A 19469-nucleotide genomic window follows, 5' to 3' on the forward strand; every position below is an offset into this window, starting at 1 on the left:
TTCCCCAACGCCTGGCGGGCGAAACCTTACTCAGTGCCAGCCCGCTGCCGTGCGAAACCTGCTCCATATCAGACCGCAGCCATGCGTAACCAGCCCCAGACCGCAGCCATGCGTAACCTGCATCAGCGCCAGCCTGCCGCCAGGCAAATCCCGACAGAGTCCCTGCCTGTTAACTCACCAGCATCAACTCCCTCTCCTCGCTCATCGGCTTATTCAGCAGCGACAGCAGAATATTTTTTACCGCCTGCGCCGAAGGCGACAACGGTAAACGGGCGGAGATATTCAGCGACAGCGGCAGGCTGAGTGACGGGCTGTTGATCCGCGCCATCCAGGCATTGGTCGAGCCAACCAGTGAGCGCGCGGCGGATTCCGGCAGCACGGTGACGCCCATCCCGCTGGAAATCGCGGCTGTCAGCGTGGAGATCGACTCGATTTCCCCGATGATCCGCGCACTCAGACGACGCAGCGAAAACGCCTCATCGACACGTTTACGCACCGCACTGTAGTCGCGCGGCAGGAACAGGCTCATCTGCGCCACATCAGCCAGATCGACGCTGGCACCCGGACAGTCGGTGGCACCGACCAGATACAACTCCTCTTTCATCAGCGGCATACTGTTAATCCCGGCGGTTGGCGCACGGTCGTACAGCACCGCCATATCCAGCTGACCGTTCATCACTTTCTCATTCAGCGAACTGCCGCTGTTTTCATGCAGATAAACCAGTACTTCCGGAAACTGATCGCGTACCGTCTGCAACAGCGGCATAGTCAGTGAGGAGGCGGCGGTACCCGGTGCCAGGCCGATCGATACCTGGCCACTCAGCACCTGACCGGCATTGATTACTGCGGTTTGTGCCTGCTCACACTGACGCAGAATAGTACGCGCGTGGGCGTAGAGAATCTTACCGGCTTCGGTCGGCGTTACACCGCGCTTGGTGCGGATCAACAGTTGTTGATCCAGCTCGTTCTCCAGCGTCGCTACCTGCTGGCTGAGCGCCGGCTGGGCGATGTGCAGCACTTCTGCCGCCTGAGTCAGACTGCCGATATCGACGATTTTAACAAAGTACTTCAGTCGTCTTAAATTCATCTTGCCTCCGTCACTAACCCCGAATAGCGAAATTGGTCTGAGCCAATCGCCTTGTTGCTAAGGAAATTGCAAGATGCAGGCCAGGTTTAGTCAGGGCGGCCGTTATCCCAACCAGAATTTTCCTAACGCGCCGGAAAATAAGCGTTTCTGATTACCTCATAAGAGTTAATAAGCAGCGGCGATAGCCTGACAGAACCGCAAAGCCCCCGCGGCGCACCGGGATAGTGCAGGCGCTGCGAGTCAGGTGTGCATAAAAGTGATGACCGGCAGACTGTTTTAGTGCAGCGGCAGCGTGATAACGCGCAGACAGACAGGGTTCTGGCTTAGCGGATGCTGAAAGGGTGTAAACGCTATCAGTGGGATTTCTTATCTTTGGCGGGAATTCGGCAGGATTCAGATGAACATTGCCCTCTCTGCCAGGCAGCAGAGAGGGCAAGGCATACGCCCACGTTCCGGCGGCGCAACGCCGGGGGTGAATCAGCGTTTTTTACGGTTGCGATGCATATCAATCGAGACCGCAGCGACAATAATGATCCCTTTAATGATGTCCTGAATATAAGCATCGACACCCACGAAGGTGAATCCACTCTTGATCAGACCGAGGATTACGGCACCGATCAGCGTACCGGTAATGCGGCCGACACCGCCCATCAGGCTGCTGCCACCGATCACGGCTGCGGCAATCGCATCCAGTTCGTAGGACATACCCATGCTCGACTGTCCGCTACTGACACGGGCCGCCAGCACCACGCCCGCCAGGCCCGAAAGTGCTCCGGCGATGGTATAGACGATGATCAGGTATTTATTAACGTTAATCCCGGAGACTTTGGCAGAGGTCATGTTACCGCCGATGGCGTAAACATATTTACCGTAGCGGGTATGCTTCAGCGCGATATGGAACAGCAGCGCCACCACCAGGAAAATCACCACCGGCATCGCACCCTGACCGATCGAGGTAAAGCCATCGGAGAGGAAGCTGATCGGATTACCCTGGGTGTAATACTGCGCCAGGCCACGCGCCGAAACCATCATGCCGAGCGTAGCAATAAACGGCGGAATACCGGTGCGGGTGATCAACACGCCATTCACCACGCCGCACAGCAAGCCGACCCCGATACCGGCCGCGATTGGAATGACCGCCGGCATATTCACCAGCGACGGATACATCGGTGACAAACTGTCCGAGGTTTGCGCCAGACTGGCGGCGACCACCGCAGTCAGAGCAATCACCGATCCGGAGGAGAGGTCGATCCCGGTGGTAATGATGACCTGGGTGACACCGACCGCGATAATCCCGATGATCGCCACCTGCAAAACAATCAGGATCAGGCGGTTGGTGTTGAGCAGAAAAGACTGGTCACGCACATACCAGCCGAACATTTCAAAAATTAACGCAATCCCCACCATTACTACAAAAATGCCGGTATCTTTCGGCAATTTGTGACGCAGACTGGCGAAAAAAGAGGGTTGCTGCGGTGCTGCCGGGGTGGCAGTGGCTTTCATATTGCTCATAGTTGTCTCGCGCCTCATTCGGATGCCAGCGACAAAATGGTTTCCTGATCGGCCTCTTCTTTATCGAGGATGCCGGTTATACGCCCGCCGTGCATCACCATCACCCGATCGCTCATGCCAAGAATTTCCGGCAATTCAGACGACACCATAATGATGGCCACGCCACGGTTGGCGAGTTCACTGATTAAGCGGTAAATCTCCGCTTTCGCCCCGACGTCGATACCGCGCGTCGGTTCATCCAGAATCAGGATCTTGGGTTGCGCCAGCAGCCAGCGAGCAATCAGAACTTTTTGCTGGTTGCCGCCGCTGAGGTTGTTGATGATCTGATCCATGGTCGGCGTTTTGATATTGAGTCGCCGGATTTGATCCATACAGTCCTGCGCCATCTTCACATGGCTGACAAAACCGCTTTTACCGCTGTATTCCGGCATGTTGACGATGCTCATGTTCTCCATTACCGACAGCACCAGAAACAGCCCGGACTTTTTGCGATCCTCGGTGAGAAACGCCATCCCCTTCTCAATCGCGGTGGAGGGCGAGTCGATATTGACCGGTACGCCATCAATCAGAATCTCACCGCTGTCGAAACTTTCCATACCGAACAGGCTTTCCATCACCTCGCTGCGGCCCGCGCCCACCAGCCCGGCCACGCCGAGGATCTCGCCACGGCGAACGCTGAAGTTGATGTCAGTGAAGCGGTCTTTGCAGCTCAGATTGCGAACCGTCAGCACATCTTCGCCGATATCGTTGTTGAATTTCGGGAACAGCTGCGTCAGTTCGCGCCCCACCATCTGGGTAATTAATGACTGCCGGGTAAACTTCGCCGTCTGGTCGCTGCCGATCCAGCTGCCGTCGCGGAAAATACTCACTTCGTCGGTGATGGTGAAAATTTCATCCATCTTGTGACTGATATAGATGATGGCTTTGCCCTGCTCTCGCAGGTCACGAATGATGGTAAACAGATGCGCGACTTCGGTTTCGGTTAACGCGGAGGTGGGCTCATCCATAATCACGATGTCTGAGTCCCAGGAGACCGCTTTGGCAATTTCCACCATCTGCTGCGAGGCGATACTCAGATCGCCGACCATGCTTTCCGCTTTTAGCCGGATGTTGAGCCGGTTCAGCAGCGTCTGCGTCATCTGATTCAGTCGGGCATGATCGACAAAGCCAAACTTCATCGGTTCACGTCCCAGCCAGATATTCTCGGCTACCGTCATGTACGGCACCAGATTCAGCTCCTGGTGGATCATCGAGACACCGGAACGCAACGCGTCCATGGTGTCCTGAAACTGCACCGGCTCCCCTTTAATGCGGATAGTGCCCTTATCGGGACGATACATCCCGATAAGGCACTTCATTAAAGTGGATTTGCCCGCGCCATTTTCGCCCATCAAGGCATGTACCGTTCCCGGACGCACCCGCAACGAGACGTTGTCGAGTGCTTTCACGCCGGGGAAGAACTTGCTGATGCCTTCGGCTTCAAGCGCAAAAGCGGTCATACATCACCTCCGTACAGCTGGGTCGGGAACGATTATTTCAGGTTACGCTGGGTAAACTGTTCCATATTTTCTTTGGTGATCAACTGGTAAGGGATATTGATGATTTTCTGAACCTTTTCGCCATTCGCCAGCTTCACCGCGGTCTGTACCGCACCTTCACCCTGGCCCTGCGCATCCTGGAAGACGGTCGCGATCATTTTGCCTTGCTTCAGCATCTGCAACGCATCAGGCGTGCCATCAACGCCAGCAATCAGAATCTTGTCCGGATTTTTGCCCAGCGCCTGTAACGCACCGATCGCCATTTCGTCGTTGTTAGAGGCGATGGCGTTAATTTCATTACCGGCGGTCATCCAGTTGCTGACCACATCCACCGCGTCGTTACGCATGAATTTTGCGGTCTGCTTCTGCACAATTTTGATACCAGGGAATTTCGCGGCAACCTCTTCGACCCCTTTGGTACGGTCACGGGTCGCTTCATTGGCCAGATCACCCATCAGAATGGCGACGTTGCCTTTGCCGTTCATCGCTTTAGCAAGGGCTTCCATCTGTAAGCGTCCGGCCAGCTCGGAATCGGAACCGACATAAGCCATTTTGTCTGTCAGCTCAGCCTGTGGACGACGGTTAACGAAGATCAGTGGGATGCCGGCTTTGGTTGCCTGATCCATAATCGGTTTCACCGCGTTGGTATCGACCGGGTTAACGATGATGGCGTCAACGCCCTGACCGATGAAGGTCTGAACCTGTTGCAGCTGTTGTGAAACGTCACCTTTTGCATCTTCGATCTGGCCTTTGACGCCATCTTTCTGCATCTCTTTCTGCATTGAGGTGCGGAGAATGGTCAGAAAGTTGTCATCAAACAGTGCCATAGAGACACCGACAGAGAGATCTTTTGCCATGACGGCGGCAGGCAACATGCAGGCTAACAGTGAGGCGACAATCGTTTTTTGAATGTTCATAGGGACCCTTCTTATTTGTTAACTTGCTCAGTGGCTGACACTGCGAATGAAAAATATCTTTTACATTCATCCAACCGGGCTGGCGTCTGTTTCGTTGAATTTGAGGTAAGACTTCCGGTTCTGGCTATTTTTGTGACCGACCACTCCTTTTCACAATCACTTGATTCACAAACAGTTAATTTCAAAATGTTGTTTTACTTTTTCACAACAGTTGCGGCCGTGATGATAAGCAGTTTATTTATTCCATATAATCACGTTTTGAAATTTTTATCATAAAAGCACTGAAATGATTGTTTTAACATCGCCAAATAACAAAACTTTGACACGCATCTAACATCTGTCAGGAAATGCCTTTAAATTGAGATCCTGTTGGCAGTTTGAAAAGTCACCGAAAACCGGAAAAAAACGCCGATCCGCTGCTTTTACGAGCATCTGAACGCAATTCATTAAAGAGGGCTTTGACAAGCTGAACCCACGCCGCTAATATTCGCCCCGTTCCAGCAATTCCTCTGTAGTTCAGTCGGTAGAACGGCGGACTGTTAATCCGTATGTCACTGGTTCGAGTCCAGTCAGAGGAGCCAGAATTAGAAAAGCCCGCTCAGGGAAACCTGAGCGGGCTTTTTGCTTTTCTGCTTTCGCGTACCGGGGTACCGGGGTGCCGTTCAAAGCGTGGCTGAGACGAGCCCGGACGGTTTAACCGCCCAGGCGCGCAATCATTACTTCAGCGCAATCCGCACGATTTCATCAGTGCCTTTGGTAGACGAATCCTTGTTAAATTCGGCCTTCAGGGTGACATAGAGCGTGGCGTTATCCGGTCCAATCAGCAGGCTGTTAGGATTTTTATCAAACGACCAGCTCTTTTTCACCGCGTAGGTGGTGGCATCCAGCTGCAGCACTTTTTTCGATTCACGCTGACTGATATAGAGCTCATTACGCTGCGCATTGAACTTAATGCCCAGCGCGTCCCCTTCAATACGTTTGATCACCTTCCCGCTGCGTTCGTCAAACACTAGCGTGGTTTTGGCTTTGGAATCGTCAGTGACAAACAGACGACCGGTGGCCGGATCTTCCGCCATGTTAAGGAACAGGTACTCTTTGCCATCACCCACAGTCAGGCGTTTTTCGATTTTGTGACTGCGTGGATTGATGACCAGGATTTCACCCGAACCGTTAGCGGCATAAATACGTTCGGTCAGAGGGGAATAGATGATGCCGGTGACCCATTTACCGGCATTTTTAATCTCGGTTTTCAGCTTAAAGGTTTTGGTATCCACCACCGAGATATAGCCAGGATCGGCGACCCGGCCAACGTATAACTCGTTGCCGTGCCACAACACTTCACGCGCACCGGCAGGATAACCCTCTTTGCTGATTTTGCCCGGGAACACCAACCGCTGCAGCACTTTGCCGCTCTGCGCATCCACTTTAGAAATCGCACCATCCAGTGAGTTGGTGGTGTAGAACACGCTGCCCTGCTGATCGATGGCGGTACCGAAGTTTTTCAGGTCGGTATGGGTTTCGCCTTCGGTCGCCAGCGTAGCCGGATCGAGGCGATAAATCATGCCGCCATTCACATCCTTAAACGCCTGAGCGCTGGCAACAAACAGCGCTTTAGAGGCCGGCGAATAGACCATTTCATACAGACCGTCCCCCAGAGCGCGTTGCGTTATCGCCGTATCAACCGGTTTTGCTGCTTCAGCAGCAGGCGCGTCGACTTTTTTAGCTGGGGCCTGACAGGCGGTGAGGCCAAAGGCGGCGGCGATGGCCAGCGCAACAGTGGCTTTGCGCGAACTAAACAACGATTTCATGCGTAACTCCATCAAGGGATGAATCGCACCGGTCCAGTGTGACCGGCCAAAAGAATGAGAAGCATACGCATTATCAACCGGTAATCAACTTAGCCGGCAGATGGCGGTCCGTGTTTCCCTCTTCACTGATGCCCGATTCGGCTTTTATTGCCGTTATTCAGCGCCAGTCACCCCATTTTACTCAACCGAAAACCTGTAAACGCCAGTAACTATCAGGATTAAAAGACGGTTATCTTTCTGATTAAACTGAACTTTACATCTGCTTACACTTCCTGTTGAATCATTCCGAGAAAATATAAAGCAAATGATTATCATTGGCATTCGCAAATCATCATCCCCTGCTGTTTTCCCTGGGTAACGACGCGCGAAGCTCACTGAAAAAGCGTAACGGCTTAAAACAATAATCATTTCTCACGGAAACTATTATGTCTTTAAACGGCAGGGAATCAGGCATCAGAAAAACCTTTCGCGTTTCGTTGCTGGCAGTGGCGGTATCGGCGCTGCTCACTCCCCGGCTGGCGCAGGCGGCTGAGGAGTCGCAGCAGGATCTGGTGGTGAATGCCGCCCCCAGCGATGACAGCAGCAGCCCTGAGCAGGACTATGCTGTTCAGACCACTCGGGCAGGCACAAAACTGCTGTTAACGCCGCGTGACGTCCCGCAATCGGTCAGCGTAGTGACCCAGCAGCGGATGAAAGATCAGGCTCTGCAATCGGTGAACGATGTCCTGACCAATGCCACCGGTATTTCGACTAATCTGATCGACAGTGAACGTTCTGAGTATTATTCGCGCGGCTTTAAGGTGAGTAATTTTACCTACGACGGGATTCCCACCTCGGTCAACGATGCGTGGAACTACGGCGATGCGGCCTCTGATTCGGCGATTTACGATCGCATCGAAATCGTCCGTGGCGCGACCGGGCTGATGAGCGGAGCAGGCAGCCCTGCCGCCTCGATTAATATGGTGCGCAAACGCGCCGACAGCAAAACCTTCACCGGTACGGTTGATGCCAGCTACGGCAGCTGGAATAAGCAGCGTTATGTAGCGGATCTCTCGGCCCCGCTGAACAGTGATGGCAGCCTGCGCGGCCGGGTCGTCACTGGCTATACCGATCAGGACAGCTGGCTGGACCGCTATCATAAAACCAAAAAGTTTGTTTACGGCGTTATCGATGCCGATCTGACCGAAAGGACTACCCTGTCGCTGGGTTACGATTATGAAGATAACAACACCGGCAATCCCACCTGGGGCGGCCTGCCGATGTTTTACAGTAACAACGCCACCACCCACTACGATCGCAGCCTGAATTCAGCGGCCAACTGGGCGCGTTACAACACCCATGCCCGCAAAGTTTTCGCCGATATCGATCACAACTTTGATAACGGCTGGAATGTTCATTTTAACGGGACCCATGCCGAGAACACTTTCAGCGATAAGCTGCTCTACATAATGGGCAGTGCCGATCAGGATAGCGGCGAAGGCACCACCGGTTTCGGCAGCATGGACCGCGGGAAGCGTAAGGTGGATTCATTTGATGGTTTCGCCAGCGGTCCGTTTGCGCTGTTGGGCCGTCAGCACCTGTTGATGGCGGGCATCAGCTACAGTCGCCAGCATAACGCGACCTGGAGTCAGGATGGGGTGAGTAATGCCGCGGCAGGCGAAATCACCGCTGAAGATATGGGCATCTTCAACAACAGCTGGAGTGGCAATATTGCCGAACCTGAATGGCAGGGCTGGTATCTCAATGCGAACGACACCATCCGTCAGAAATCGGCCTATAGCGCCGCGCGCTTCTCGCTGGCCGATCCGCTGTCGCTGATTATTGGCGCGCGTTATACCCAATGGAGCACCGAGGGCAGCAGCGGGGATATGACCAAAAACAACACCACACCTTATGCCGGCCTGGTGTATGACATCAACGATACCTGGTCCGCTTATGGCAGTTATACCGCGATCTTCCTGCCGCAAACCAATCGCGATACCAGTGGGAAATATCTGGCACCGGTCACCGGTAAAAGCTACGAAACCGGCCTGAAATCGGCGTGGTACGACGGTCGGCTGACTGCAACCGTAGCGATCTTCCGCATTGAGCAGGACAATGTAGGTCAGGCGCTTGACGGGGTCTATCTCAGCGGCAGCGAGCAGGCTTATGCGCCGGCTAAAGGCGCAGTGAGTAAAGGTGCCGAGTTCGAACTGAACGGGGCGTTGACAGATAACCTGCAGCTGACCTTTGGCGCAACCCGCTATGTCGCACGGGACAAGAGTGGCCGCTTCAACAGCTATCAGCCGCAAACGTCCTTTAAATTGTTTACCCGATACCAGTTACCCATGCTGCCCGATCTGACGCTGGGTGGCGGCCTTAACTGGCAGAACCGGGTGTTCGAAGATTCCACCAACGCCAGCGGTGATAGCGTGCGCCGGTACCAGGGCAGCTATCCGCTGGCCTCGCTGTTTGCCCGTTATCAGATTAACCGGCAGGTTGCACTGCAGGCTAACGTCGATAATCTGTTCGATCGCGAGTACTACAGCTATATGAACAGCTACGTTTACGGTGAGCCGCGCAATATCAACGTCAGCGTTTCCTGGCAGTTCTGATCCGCCGGGGCAACTACGCGCGTTGTCTTGTTTGCAGGTTTAAAAACGGCCGCAGTGCATCAGGCTGCGGCCGTTCTGGCGTCAGGGTTGCTGTTTGCAGCGTCTCAAAAGATCAAGGTAAGGCGTGAAACCTGCTGCAATGCGCATCATTCCGGCACGGGTACCGCCCTGCCCCTGACTGCTGTAGGGAAGCATCATCTCTGCTGTACTCACTGCGGAATATCACCCAGCGCGGCAATGGCCCGATCGCTATAACCGGCCTGCTGGAGCGGCTGCACAACTTCAGCAGCCAGATCCGGCACGTAGCCAATCAACACCTCGCCCGCAGGCTGCAGGGTCACTTCATCTGACGCGGCGGGCAACAACACTGATTCCGCTCGCCCGATTTCCACCGTGACGCCATTAGCCGTTACCGTTAGCGGCTCACCGAGGTTAGAGAGAATGCGCGCGCGATTGAAACTCAGGCGTTGTGGCTGGCTAAACTGCCAGCGTTCCAGCGCAAAATAGGGCCCGGCACAGCAAAACAGTCGGGTCAGATCCGCGCTATTCAGCGCCAGACCGGACTGAGGTTCACAACGCAGTTCCGGCCGCAGTTCCTGTATCAGCGCATCAATATTTTTCTCCCACTCCGCCTGGCTCAGGCGCGAACCATCCTCCATCTTCCATGGCATAGCGTGCTGCTGAATGTCGGAGGTCTGTTCGATTTCATAGATCAGCGTGTCGGGACCAAAGCTGTGTAGCATCCCGCCTGGGACGTAGAAGGTATCGCCGGTTTTTACCGGCAGCCGGTGCATCACCGCATCGTAATCCTCCGCCAGCAGCGCCGCTTTGAGCTGATGATGATCCACACCGGCGCGCACGCCCAGCAGACAGGTGGCATCCGGTGCCGCCCACAGAATATGCCAGGCTTCCGTTTTGCCGTTTGGCTGCTGCTCAAGACGCTGCGCTGCTTCATCATCGGCGTGCAGATGAACCGGCAACATCCCGCTGCCGTCAATGAATTTGCTCAGTAACGGAAAATGCGGGCCGCGCCAGCCAGCCGCGACGATTTCATCGGGATAGCGGCTTATCAGCTCACGCAAACTCGTGCCTGCCAGTTCGCCGTTAGTGACCGAGGCGATCATGCCGTCGACGTCACTGATCTCCCAGGTTTCGGCTACGTGTGAGTCTGGCAGCCCCGCCTTACCCAACTGCTGCCGGATACGATGGCCACCGAAGATGTGAGTGGCGAGTGGTGTTGTCAGCTTTAATGGATAGGCTTTCATCATTCCTCCTTCACCTGTCAGATAATTTTAATGCGGCCACTCGTGATGGCGATTGTCTCTTTCGGACGGTCAGAGCCCTGGTTTCCCTCTTCACAGTGATGAGGGTTTGGCTGCATCCCGGTTAGCGATTGTCGCTGCTGAGGGTAGCGTGGACAATCTGTCATCAGTTTCTCCTTTTAAGCGCGCGAGCGGCTGAAGAAGATCAGCGTCTCGCCGGTGAGAATCGGTGCTGAATCGTTACTGACAAGCCAGTAAGTTTAGCAGCCATCCCTGATGCGCAAGGGGGATGAGGTGATGTCACCGTCTGAGCGCGCCTCTTTTCGGCTGCTATGCAGGCTGACAGCGCAGCGGAGGCGGGTAACTGATTACGCTTTCTGCAATCGATCGCAACGGGTGAAAAAGGCCATTGCGCCTGCGGCAGAAATCAGTAAACTGCGCGCCATCAACCGATTCCTCTGTAGTTCAGTCGGTAGAACGGCGGACTGTTAATCCGTATGTCACTGGTTCGAGTCCAGTCAGAGGAGCCAGATTCAGAAAAGCCCGCCAGAACGATCTGAGCGGGCTTTTTGCCTGCTATCTGAAGCCGATTTGGGCATCTGCGCCGCCCGCCATTCGTCACATCACGCAAAATTGGTTATCATCCGCCTCCCCTTTCCCGCCGGTAATCCGATGTCTGAGATAGTCGATACTTTTATTGCGCCGCCGTGTGACGAGCAGATTGAGATCCTCTATCAGGATGAACATCTGCTGCTGATCAATAAGCCCAGCGGGCTGCTGAGCCTGTCGGGCAAAAATCCGCTGAACCTTGATTCGGTCCATCACCGGCTGGTGAAAATCTTTCCGGGCTGCACGCTGGTTCATCGGCTCGATTTCGGGACCTCCGGGCTGATGATGATTGCCCGCAATAAGGCGATGAATGCTGCGCTCTGCCAGCAGTTCAGCCAGCGCAGCGTGCGCAAAATCTACAGCGCGCTGCTATGCGGCCATCTGACTGATAACGACGGGATGATTGAGGCAGCGATTGCGAAAGATGCGGCGAGCTTCCCGCGGATGACGATTTGCGCGACCCACGGCAAGCCTGCGCGTTCGCATTATCAGGTAGTTGAGCGCACAGAGTATGTGCAGCAGGATGGCAGCGTGGTGCCGGTGACGCGGGTGGTGCTGACGCCGGAAACCGGGCGCACTCATCAGCTGCGGATTCATTGCCAGCTGTTGGGTTACCCGATTCTGGGTTGTGACCTGTATGGCGGGCTGCAGATGTCAGGCAGTGCAACGACTACACGGCTGATGCTGCACGCCAGCGAGCTGCATTTTGTGCATCCGGTTAGCGGCGAAGTGATTCACGCCCGTCACGCCAGCCCGTTCTGATGCGGGTGACGCGCAGCAGAGCCCTTCAAAGCCCTGCTGGCACCGCATAAACCGCCGCCGCAACGCGGACTTACCACATCAGATCATCCGGCACTTTAAAGTCAGCATAGGGATCATCTTCATCCTGCGCTTCCTGACTCAGCGCGCTGTTGAGTACGATACTGCTGGCATCACGCTGCGCAATTTTATCCGCCACGCTGGCCGGGATAATCGCATACTGATTCTCGCCGCTGTTCTCCGCCGCCAGACGGGCGATAGCCAGACGGCCGCTGATCAGCTGCGCCTGGGTCAGCTTATCGACGTTGATCTTTTTAATCAGGTTATTATCGGTGAAGTTAAAGCCGATGTTGCCCTTTGAAATGTCGATCCTGTTCATTTCAATCAGCTGCTTCACCTGCGCTTTATACTCTTTGGATAAAACCGCCTGTTTCTGCTGCTCGTTCAACTGCCTGTCGCGCTCAAGCTGCGCTTTCTTATTTTCTTCAACCGCCGCTCTGGCTTCACGCGCCTGAACCCGTGATTTCTTGGCGGTTCGCTGGACTTTGTCCATCTTTTTGCTGCTGACTAATCCCGCTTTCAGCATCTGCTCTTGTAAGGTGAGTTTGGTCATGTTGGTTTCTGAGCCTGTTACGAAATTTCCCCGATTATACCTGTAAATTCCCGGCCTGTGTCAGCTTGCCGTGGTGGATCGCGCGGCATGATCGTCTGCTGCGCCGCGCTGTCGGTTAAAGGCATCCTTCTGCCGCTGTGCTAACATTCTCCGGTCAAAACCACCCTGTTGAGCACTATGTCGGAATTAACCAAACGTAAAAATGACCCTGAAGGGCTTAAAAAACGCATTATCGCGGGCGCACTGAAAACTTTTGCCGAGTTTGGTATGCAGGGTGCGCGACTGGAGCAGATTGCCGAGCACGCGCAGACCACCAAGCGGATGGTGGTCTATCACTTCGGCAGCAAAGAGCAGCTCTACATCGACGTGCTGGAGCAGGTCTACCAGCAGATCCGCCAACACGAAACCGGCCTTAATCTGGCGGCGATGGAACCGGAACTGGCGATGACGCGTCTGGTCGAGGCCAGCTTTGATTACCATGTTGCCCATCCCGATTTTATGCGGCTGGTGTGCAGCGAGAACCTGCTACGCGGTCGCTATATCAGCCAGTCGACACAGATCAAAATCCTCAATCGTAGTGCGCTGGATGTGCTGGATGACATTCTGACCCGCGGTCAGCAACAGGGGCTGTTTATCGAAGAGGTACAGACGATAGACGTGCATCGTCTTATCAGCAGTATCTGCGTGCATCACGTTTCCAACCGCTACACTTTTAACGCGCTGTTCAGCCCGGATAACAGTGAGGAAGAGAGTATTCGCCGTAACCGACAACTGGCTGTAACCGCAACGTTACGCTACATCCGCAAATAAACGGGCATCTTTACGGCCTGGCTTAGTCATGGTCTACGCTTAGTGAATATCGTCACAAAAACACCATAAAAGGAATGCTGTTGTGAGCAGAGACGCCCACCTTTACCCGCTTCGCCACACCGATGTTGATCCCAACGATGACAGGCTATGGAACTGGGCGCAAAACGCCCAGATCGGTAGCCGCCATCAGGTGCAGCGTCCCACCAGCGAAGCGGAACTTCAGGAATTAATGTGCCAGTCACGCGGTACTATCCGGGTGATTGGCAGCAAGCTCTCCCCGGGTCGAATGCTGCATGTCAGCGAACAGGATTTGCTGCTCGATCTCAGCGCGTTCAGGGGTCAGATCGCCAGTGATGAACAGAGCGTCACCTTTGGCGCTGCGACACCGCTGGATCAGGTCTACCGCAGCCTGACCGCAATGAACCGGATGCTGGCCTCGTCGCCAGGGGTGATCGCGATTCAGACGCTGGCTGGCGCAATGGCGACCGGCACGCACGGCCAGGGTCTGCAACAGAGTTCGATTGCTGATGAGGCGCTGGCGATCCGTATGGTGCTGACCGATGGCAGCGTACGGGAATTTACCCGCGGCGAGCCAGACTTCCCGGCGGCGCAGGTTTCACTCGGTGCACTGGGTATCGTGACCGCCGTGACGCTGCGAACCGAGCCGTTTCGCATCTTTACCTGCCACAAAAATGCGGTTTCTGCGGATACGCTGGAGCAGGACCTGCTGCGCTGGAATGAAGAGTATCCGCTCAGCAAAGCCTGGTGGTTTGTTGATGACAACCGGGTACACGTCTGGAATGCCCACGAGGCAACTGACGACGAGCGTCTGCGCTATGAACAGCAGGATCGTCAGGTGGTTGAGCACGAAGGTCAGACGGATGACAGCCTGAATGACACTATCGATCAGACGCTGGCGCATATGCATCGCGATACCCAGATTCAGGGCAAAGGTGGTAAGCAGTTTCGCACCGTGACCCGTTTTCGCGACTTCACCGATGTTACCGGTGACATCTATCAGCTGTTCTGCCGGGGCATTGCGGTGCCCCAGATTAATGTCGAAATCGGCGTGCCGCTGACGAAAACGCCCGCCATTATCCGCCGTATTAAACAGTGGTATGCGGAGAACCGCCCGCATATGCATTATCCAATTATTCTGCGCTGTACCGGTGCCTCCTCTGCCTGGCTCAGTCCGGCGTCTGACCAGCCGACCTGCTTCTTCGGTTTCGTGGTCTATTACGCCGATGATGGCTCATTGTCACAGGAAGGTCTGCATTTCCTGACCGAAGTGGAAAAACTGCTGGCTGACGAGGGTGGTCGCCCGCACTGGGGCAAGTATTACGACGCCGATCGCTATAACTGGCGTGAGATCTATCCGCAATGGGATGCGTTCCGCGCTCTGCGCAGCCAGCTCGATCCGCATGGCCGCTTAGGTAATGACTACATCGCCCCACTTTTTGACTGACTGTATAAGGAAAAATATGTTTGCCTGGGTAACGCTGTTAACTCAACCCGACTATCTGGTGGGCGTCAAAGCGCTGCACCACTCGCTGAAACAGAGCAACAGCCAGTGGCCGCTGGTGGTGATGACCACGTCAGCAATTTCCACCGACGATTGCCAGGCATTGCAGGCTGAAGGCTGCGTAATCGCTCCGGTTGAGCCTATCTACCCGCGCGCCGATCTGGATCAGCATTACGCCTCGGCGCAGTTTGGTGAAGTGTGGACCAAGTTGCGTGCCTGGCAGCTGACTGATTATCAGCGCGTGGTGTTTCTCGATGCCGATATGCTGGTGCTGCAGAATATGGATGAGCTGTTCACGCTCGATCTGGGCGATAATCTGATGGCGGCGTGCCACGCCTGTCGCTGTAATCCTAATCAGATCGCCTCTTATCCGGCGGACTGGCAGCCAGAGCAGTGCCATTATACCTGGCAGGCACGCAATCAGCCCGCCCCGGCCAGCCTGGACTACTACCTGAATGGCGGTTTTCTGGTACTGACACCTGATAACGCGGTGTACGACGCACTGGAACAGCGTATCGCCGCGATTGATGATCTGAGCGATTACCCCTTCTCAGAACAGGATCTGTTGAACGAGGCCTTCGCCGGTCGCTGGAAGCCGCTCTCTTATATCTATAATGCGCTGAAAACGTTACCGTTCCAGCACAGCCCGATCTGGCGCGACGACGAGGTGAAGAATCTGCACTTCATTCTGGCGAAGCCGTGGAAGCGTGATCTGGCTCAGCCGGAAAGTCAGCGTGACCGCTATTACATGCTGGATAAGCTGTGGTGGGAAAAAAGCGGCCTCGCTTGCTAGTACCGACGGGAAGCGATGTCTTCCCGTCTCCTGCATTCTTCGTCGCCCGCCCTACACCGTCATCCAGCGGCGCTCCCGCGCAGAGAGCGCAATTGCCTCCAGCACCTTCTGCACCTGCAATCCTTCAGCAAAGTCGGGCCACATACGATCGCCCGCCGCGATGCCGTTAATCAAATCGCGGATCTCAACGGTTTTCTGATCGTTAAAGCCGATGCCATGTCCGGCCGAGACGCAGAAGTTGGCATAATCGGGATGCGCCGGGCCGGTCAGCAAGGTTTTAAAGCCCTGACGACCAGCCGGCTCATCGTGAATGTAGAGTTCCAGCTCTGCCATGCGCTCCTGGGTATAACGTAACGTTCCTTTGGTGCCGGTCACCACATAGGTCAGCCCCATCTTGGCACCACAGGCGATGCGGGAGGTTTCAATCACGCCATGCGCCCCGTTATTAAAGCGCAGCAGTGCGCTGGCCTGATCTTCGTTTTCCACCGGCAGCTGGCGACTGAGATCTTTTGGGTCCGGACGTGAAGTGATCACCGTCATCATGTCGCCACTGACCTCAGCGATATCCCCCACCAGATAGTGCGCCATATTGACGATATGCGCCGCCAGATCGCCCAGCGCGCCCAGACCGGCCAGCGCTTTCTGGCAGTGCCAGTCGAGCGGCGTCTCCGGTTTTGCCAGATAATCTTCGTTGTGGGTGCCGTAGAAATGCACCACCTCACCGATCTCGCCATTGGCGATGATCTCTCTCGCCAGCTGGCTGGTGGGGTTTTTCATGTAGTTGAAACCGACCAGGGTTTTCACCCCGGCTGCCGTGGCGGCGGCCACCATCTCTTCGGCATCGGCCACGCTCAGCGACAGCGGCTTTTCGGAATAGACGTGCTTACCGTGGCGGATCGCCTCCAGCGCCATCTCTTTATGCAGGAAGTTGGGAGCGCAGATGTCGACCACATCAATAGCCGGGTCGCGCACCAGCTCGCGCCAGTCGCCGGTCGATCGGGCGAAGCCAAAGGTTGCGGCCTGGCGGGCCGCCAGTTCCGGGTTCACTTCCGCCAGCATCTCCCGCACGATCTCGCCTTTCAGCGCAAAAACGGTGGGGGCCTGGGCATAAGCAATGGCGTGACAGCGACCAATATAACCGCTGCCGATCATGCCGATTCTGACTTTGTTCATCTCAACTCCATACGCGCATCTCAAGGTTGAAATGAAATCTAAATTTCATTTATGCCGTTTACAAAGCCAGAATGAAATAAATGTGACGATGATGGAAAGCTATCCGGTAAAACCACTGATTACGCCGCCTGACAAGAGGATCGCTGCGGCAAAACACCTCATAAATACCTCATTTTTTACCGCCAGCGCTTTTTGACTTTGCAACGGGGACCGGGTTAAAAGCGGGCATTTTTAGCGGGGCGACAGACGACAGTGGCGACTATTTCAGCAGTCGGGCGATTTTGTGAAAAAGAGCTTTGACATGGCCCGGGCAGGCCGTTACTATGCGCCCCGTTCCAGCAATTCCTCTGTAGTTCAGTCGGTAGAACGGCGGACTGTTAATCCGTATGTCACTGGTTCGAGTCCAGTCAGAGGAGCCATATTTAAGAAGCCCGCTCAGGGAAACCTGAGCGGGCTTTTTGCTTTGTGTTATTAGTGAATCGGTAACGAACTCAATGGCTATCCATCAAATAACGATGCGCTTTGGACGCTGCACTAGCGGCCTAGAAAATATAGCGCTTGTCATTCTTCAGTGCTTTCAGCCAGGAAGCAATATCGCTTTCATGCTGCACCTCTCCAGCGATCCCCAGATCCGCCATCAGGTACGCGCTTCCCGGCTCGGCGATCAACTCCTCAAAAGCCTGACTCGCACTGCCAAACTTCCCTTTCATTTCACGATTCAGGCGGCTTTTGCCCCAGTCCAGTGAACCCGCTCATGCAGACCGGTGGCGTGAAAATTGGCCGCATCAGAAAAAAGGTAACGCTCCGGCAACCCTGTAAACATCCCGTAAAACCCGGCCACGTGATTTTAGATATCTTTCCTTAACGTGTCGTGATGTTCGCGAAGTCAGCTCCTGGCACGAGGCGGACTGACATGCAGGCCAATATCCATGAGCAGTGAGGAGCGGAAGTTATTTCTCTGCTTACCTAAACGACATAATGCAGTGTAACTATCAGATCATGCTAAAGTATGAGCAAAATACAGGCGTTCTAAAATAAATCCTCTTATCCAGAAGCCGTTTTTATAATGAAAACATTTACTAAAAAAGTTAGCGTTTTTCACTTCAGTCCTTTTCGTTATCTGTTTGCTGCTCGCCTTCTTACCGTTTTGGGCAATGGTATTGCACCGATTGCATTAGCGTTCGCAGTGCTTGATATTGGCGGATCGGTATCTGATTTAGGTCTCGTTGTTGCGTCCCGCTCCATTTTTAACGTTTTATTCTTGTTGATCGGGGGCGTATTAGCGGACCGCTACTCTCGTAACCAGGTATTGGTATCCTCTTCTGTTATTGCGGCAGTTTCGCAAGCTATTGTCGCATGGTCTGTGTTGGACGGTTCAGCAACTGTGATGAGTCTGGCATTACTTGGAACTTTGAATGGAGCAGCAGCTGGCATCGCATTACCTGCATCCTCAGCGCTGGTCCCCCAAACTGTTCCAGTGCAGAATTTGCGAGCAGCGAATGCATTAATTCAGCTTGGTATTTATGGCGGTACGATTATCGGCACTTCGCTTGGTGGGATCCTAATCAGTTCTGTCGGACCCGGTTGGGGACTGGCAATTGATGCGATAGGTTTCGCAGCCTCTGCACCGCTTTATTTCTTAATTCGTATTACATCAATCAAAGCATGCCCACCATCAGGTAATATCCTGCAGGACTTAAAAGAAGGATGGGAAGAATTCACAAGCCGAGCCTGGGTATGGGCAATTGTGGTTCAATTCACCATTATCAATGCAGCATTTAGTGGCGTAATGATGGTACTTGGCCCTGTGATTGCTGATGCTTCTTTTGGGCGAGCTAATTGGGGAATTATGGTTGCTGCGCAAAGCGTTGGCCTTATGACAGGTTCGTTCTTCGCCCTAAGATGGCGTCCACGACGCGATCTTTTTATTGGTGTAATGCTAGTATCACTATGCTCAGTGCCAATTTTTATGCTTAGTCAACCTGCTTCTGCAACGTGGCTTATTGCAGCTTTTTTTATTGCTGGTGTAACGTTCGGTCGATTCGGAGTCTCCTGGGCTCATTCACTACAAACTCATATTCCTCAGGAAAAATTGGCTCGCGTGTACGCCTATGACGCTGTAGGTTCGTTTGTGGCCATTCCCTTAGGTGAACTGGTCGCTGGGCCGCTGGCAATTCATTATGGCAGGAGTAATGTGCTTCTGGTTTCAGCGATAGCAGTAGTCATAGCAACTTTAGGAACCTGCCTGGTCCCTGGGATTAGACAGCTCGACAATTTTTCACAGGTGAATTCGAAAAAAGCCACGAGCTCCTCATGACAATATTCGAAAAATTACAAAATATGAAATGTAAATTATTGCTTGAGACTATATAAAACGATGGAAAATTCCCAGGGGATGAGTATTCCCTGAACGCTTAAATTTCCGTTTTGGCACACAGCGGTTGAGCTAACGAATCGGAAGGTCCGCTATGA

The 19469-nt window shown here is 54.1% G+C and carries 14 protein-coding genes, 3 tRNA genes and 1 pseudogene; 9 read left to right on the forward strand and 9 right to left on the reverse strand.

Translation table 11 applies throughout. From position 1 onward, the window contains the following. Positions 1-169: 169 nt before the first annotated feature. The 4 genes from nac to HA41_RS17685 all read right to left on the reverse strand — a co-directional run bounded on the left by nac (position 170) and on the right by HA41_RS17685 (position 5054). On the reverse strand, positions 170-1087 hold the full coding sequence (gene nac / locus HA41_RS17670) for a nitrogen assimilation transcriptional regulator NAC (protein ID WP_094121859.1): 918 nt from the start codon (positions 1085-1087) through the stop codon (positions 170-172). A 477-nt stretch (positions 1088-1564) separates the two neighbouring features. After that, on the reverse strand, positions 1565-2590 hold the full coding sequence (locus HA41_RS17675; RefSeq protein ID WP_208612772.1) for an ABC transporter permease: 1026 nt from the start codon (positions 2588-2590) through the stop codon (positions 1565-1567). Between the two features lie 23 nt (positions 2591-2613). Then, on the reverse strand, positions 2614-4098 hold the full coding sequence (locus HA41_RS17680) for a sugar ABC transporter ATP-binding protein (protein WP_094121861.1): 1485 nt from the start codon (positions 4096-4098) through the stop codon (positions 2614-2616). Positions 4099-4130: 32 nt separating this feature from the next. Then, positions 4131-5054 (reverse strand): sugar ABC transporter substrate-binding protein, encoded by a 924-nt coding sequence (locus HA41_RS17685; RefSeq protein ID WP_094121862.1) that lies wholly within the window; start codon positions 5052-5054, stop codon positions 4131-4133. A 505-nt stretch (positions 5055-5559) separates the two neighbouring features. Between HA41_RS17685 and HA41_RS17690 the strand changes: the two genes are divergently transcribed. Next, positions 5560-5635, forward strand: a tRNA-Asn gene (locus tag HA41_RS17690). 135 nt (positions 5636-5770) lie between these two features. On the opposite strand, the gene HA41_RS17695 is transcribed toward HA41_RS17690, so the two are convergent. Next, positions 5771-6862 carry a YncE family protein gene (locus tag HA41_RS17695; RefSeq protein WP_094121863.1) on the reverse strand — a complete coding sequence of 364 codons (1092 nt, stop codon included), beginning with the start codon at positions 6860-6862 and terminating at the stop codon, positions 5771-5773. Between the two features lie 425 nt (positions 6863-7287). Between HA41_RS17695 and fhuE the strand changes: the two genes are divergently transcribed. Next, positions 7288-9456, forward strand: coding sequence for a ferric-rhodotorulic acid/ferric-coprogen receptor FhuE (gene fhuE / locus HA41_RS17700; RefSeq protein WP_094121864.1), 2169 nt, complete (start codon positions 7288-7290; stop codon positions 9454-9456). 209 nt (positions 9457-9665) lie between these two features. Here the strand turns inward: fhuE and HA41_RS17705 are convergent, their stop codons facing one another. Continuing rightward, positions 9666-10724 (reverse strand): class I mannose-6-phosphate isomerase, encoded by a 1059-nt coding sequence (locus tag HA41_RS17705; RefSeq protein WP_244175146.1) that lies wholly within the window; start codon positions 10722-10724, stop codon positions 9666-9668. 448 nt (positions 10725-11172) lie between these two features. Between HA41_RS17705 and HA41_RS17710 the strand changes: the two genes are divergently transcribed. Continuing rightward, positions 11173-11248 (forward strand) — tRNA-Asn (locus HA41_RS17710). A 142-nt stretch (positions 11249-11390) separates the two neighbouring features. Beyond that, entirely contained in the window at positions 11391-12089 is a 699-nt protein-coding gene (locus HA41_RS17715) for an RluA family pseudouridine synthase (protein WP_094121866.1), read from the forward strand. 70 nt (positions 12090-12159) lie between these two features. On the opposite strand, the gene HA41_RS17720 is transcribed toward HA41_RS17715, so the two are convergent. Continuing rightward, on the reverse strand, positions 12160-12699 hold the full coding sequence (locus HA41_RS17720; RefSeq protein ID WP_094121867.1) for a DUF2058 domain-containing protein: 540 nt from the start codon (positions 12697-12699) through the stop codon (positions 12160-12162). A gap of 177 nt (positions 12700-12876) precedes the next feature. On the opposite strand from HA41_RS17720, the gene HA41_RS17725 reads away from it, so the two are divergent. The 3 genes from HA41_RS17725 to HA41_RS17735 all read left to right on the forward strand — a co-directional run bounded on the left by HA41_RS17725 (position 12877) and on the right by HA41_RS17735 (position 15824). After that, a complete protein-coding gene (locus HA41_RS17725) occupies positions 12877-13509 on the forward strand; it encodes a TetR/AcrR family transcriptional regulator (protein WP_094121868.1) in 633 nt (210 codons plus the stop codon). An 82-nt stretch (positions 13510-13591) separates the two neighbouring features. Then, positions 13592-14974 carry a D-arabinono-1,4-lactone oxidase gene (locus HA41_RS17730; protein WP_094121869.1) on the forward strand — a complete coding sequence of 461 codons (1383 nt, stop codon included), beginning with the start codon at positions 13592-13594 and terminating at the stop codon, positions 14972-14974. 16 nt (positions 14975-14990) lie between these two features. Continuing rightward, on the forward strand, positions 14991-15824 hold the full coding sequence (locus tag HA41_RS17735; RefSeq protein ID WP_094121870.1) for a glycosyltransferase family 8 protein: 834 nt from the start codon (positions 14991-14993) through the stop codon (positions 15822-15824). Between the two features lie 51 nt (positions 15825-15875). Here the strand turns inward: HA41_RS17735 and HA41_RS17740 are convergent, their stop codons facing one another. Then, positions 15876-16997 carry a Gfo/Idh/MocA family protein gene (locus tag HA41_RS17740; protein WP_094121871.1) on the reverse strand — a complete coding sequence of 374 codons (1122 nt, stop codon included), beginning with the start codon at positions 16995-16997 and terminating at the stop codon, positions 15876-15878. A 343-nt stretch (positions 16998-17340) separates the two neighbouring features. Here HA41_RS17740 and HA41_RS17745 point away from each other — a divergent pair. Beyond that, a tRNA-Asn gene (locus tag HA41_RS17745) sits at positions 17341-17416 on the forward strand. Between the two features lie 123 nt (positions 17417-17539). On the opposite strand, the pseudogene HA41_RS17750 reads toward HA41_RS17745, so the two are convergent. Next, positions 17540-17808, reverse strand: a pseudogene (locus HA41_RS17750) (zincin-like metallopeptidase domain-containing protein); the annotation flags it as partial. Positions 17809-18063: 255 nt separating this feature from the next. On the opposite strand from HA41_RS17750, the gene HA41_RS17755 reads away from it, so the two are divergent. Continuing rightward, positions 18064-19314 carry an MFS transporter gene (locus HA41_RS17755; RefSeq protein ID WP_094121872.1) on the forward strand — a complete coding sequence of 417 codons (1251 nt, stop codon included), beginning with the start codon at positions 18064-18066 and terminating at the stop codon, positions 19312-19314. The last annotated feature ends 155 nt before the right edge of the window (positions 19315-19469 follow it).

The organism is Pantoea conspicua, from assembly GCF_002095315.1.
GTDB classification, from domain to species: Bacteria; Pseudomonadota; Gammaproteobacteria; order Enterobacterales; family Enterobacteriaceae; genus Pantoea; species Pantoea conspicua.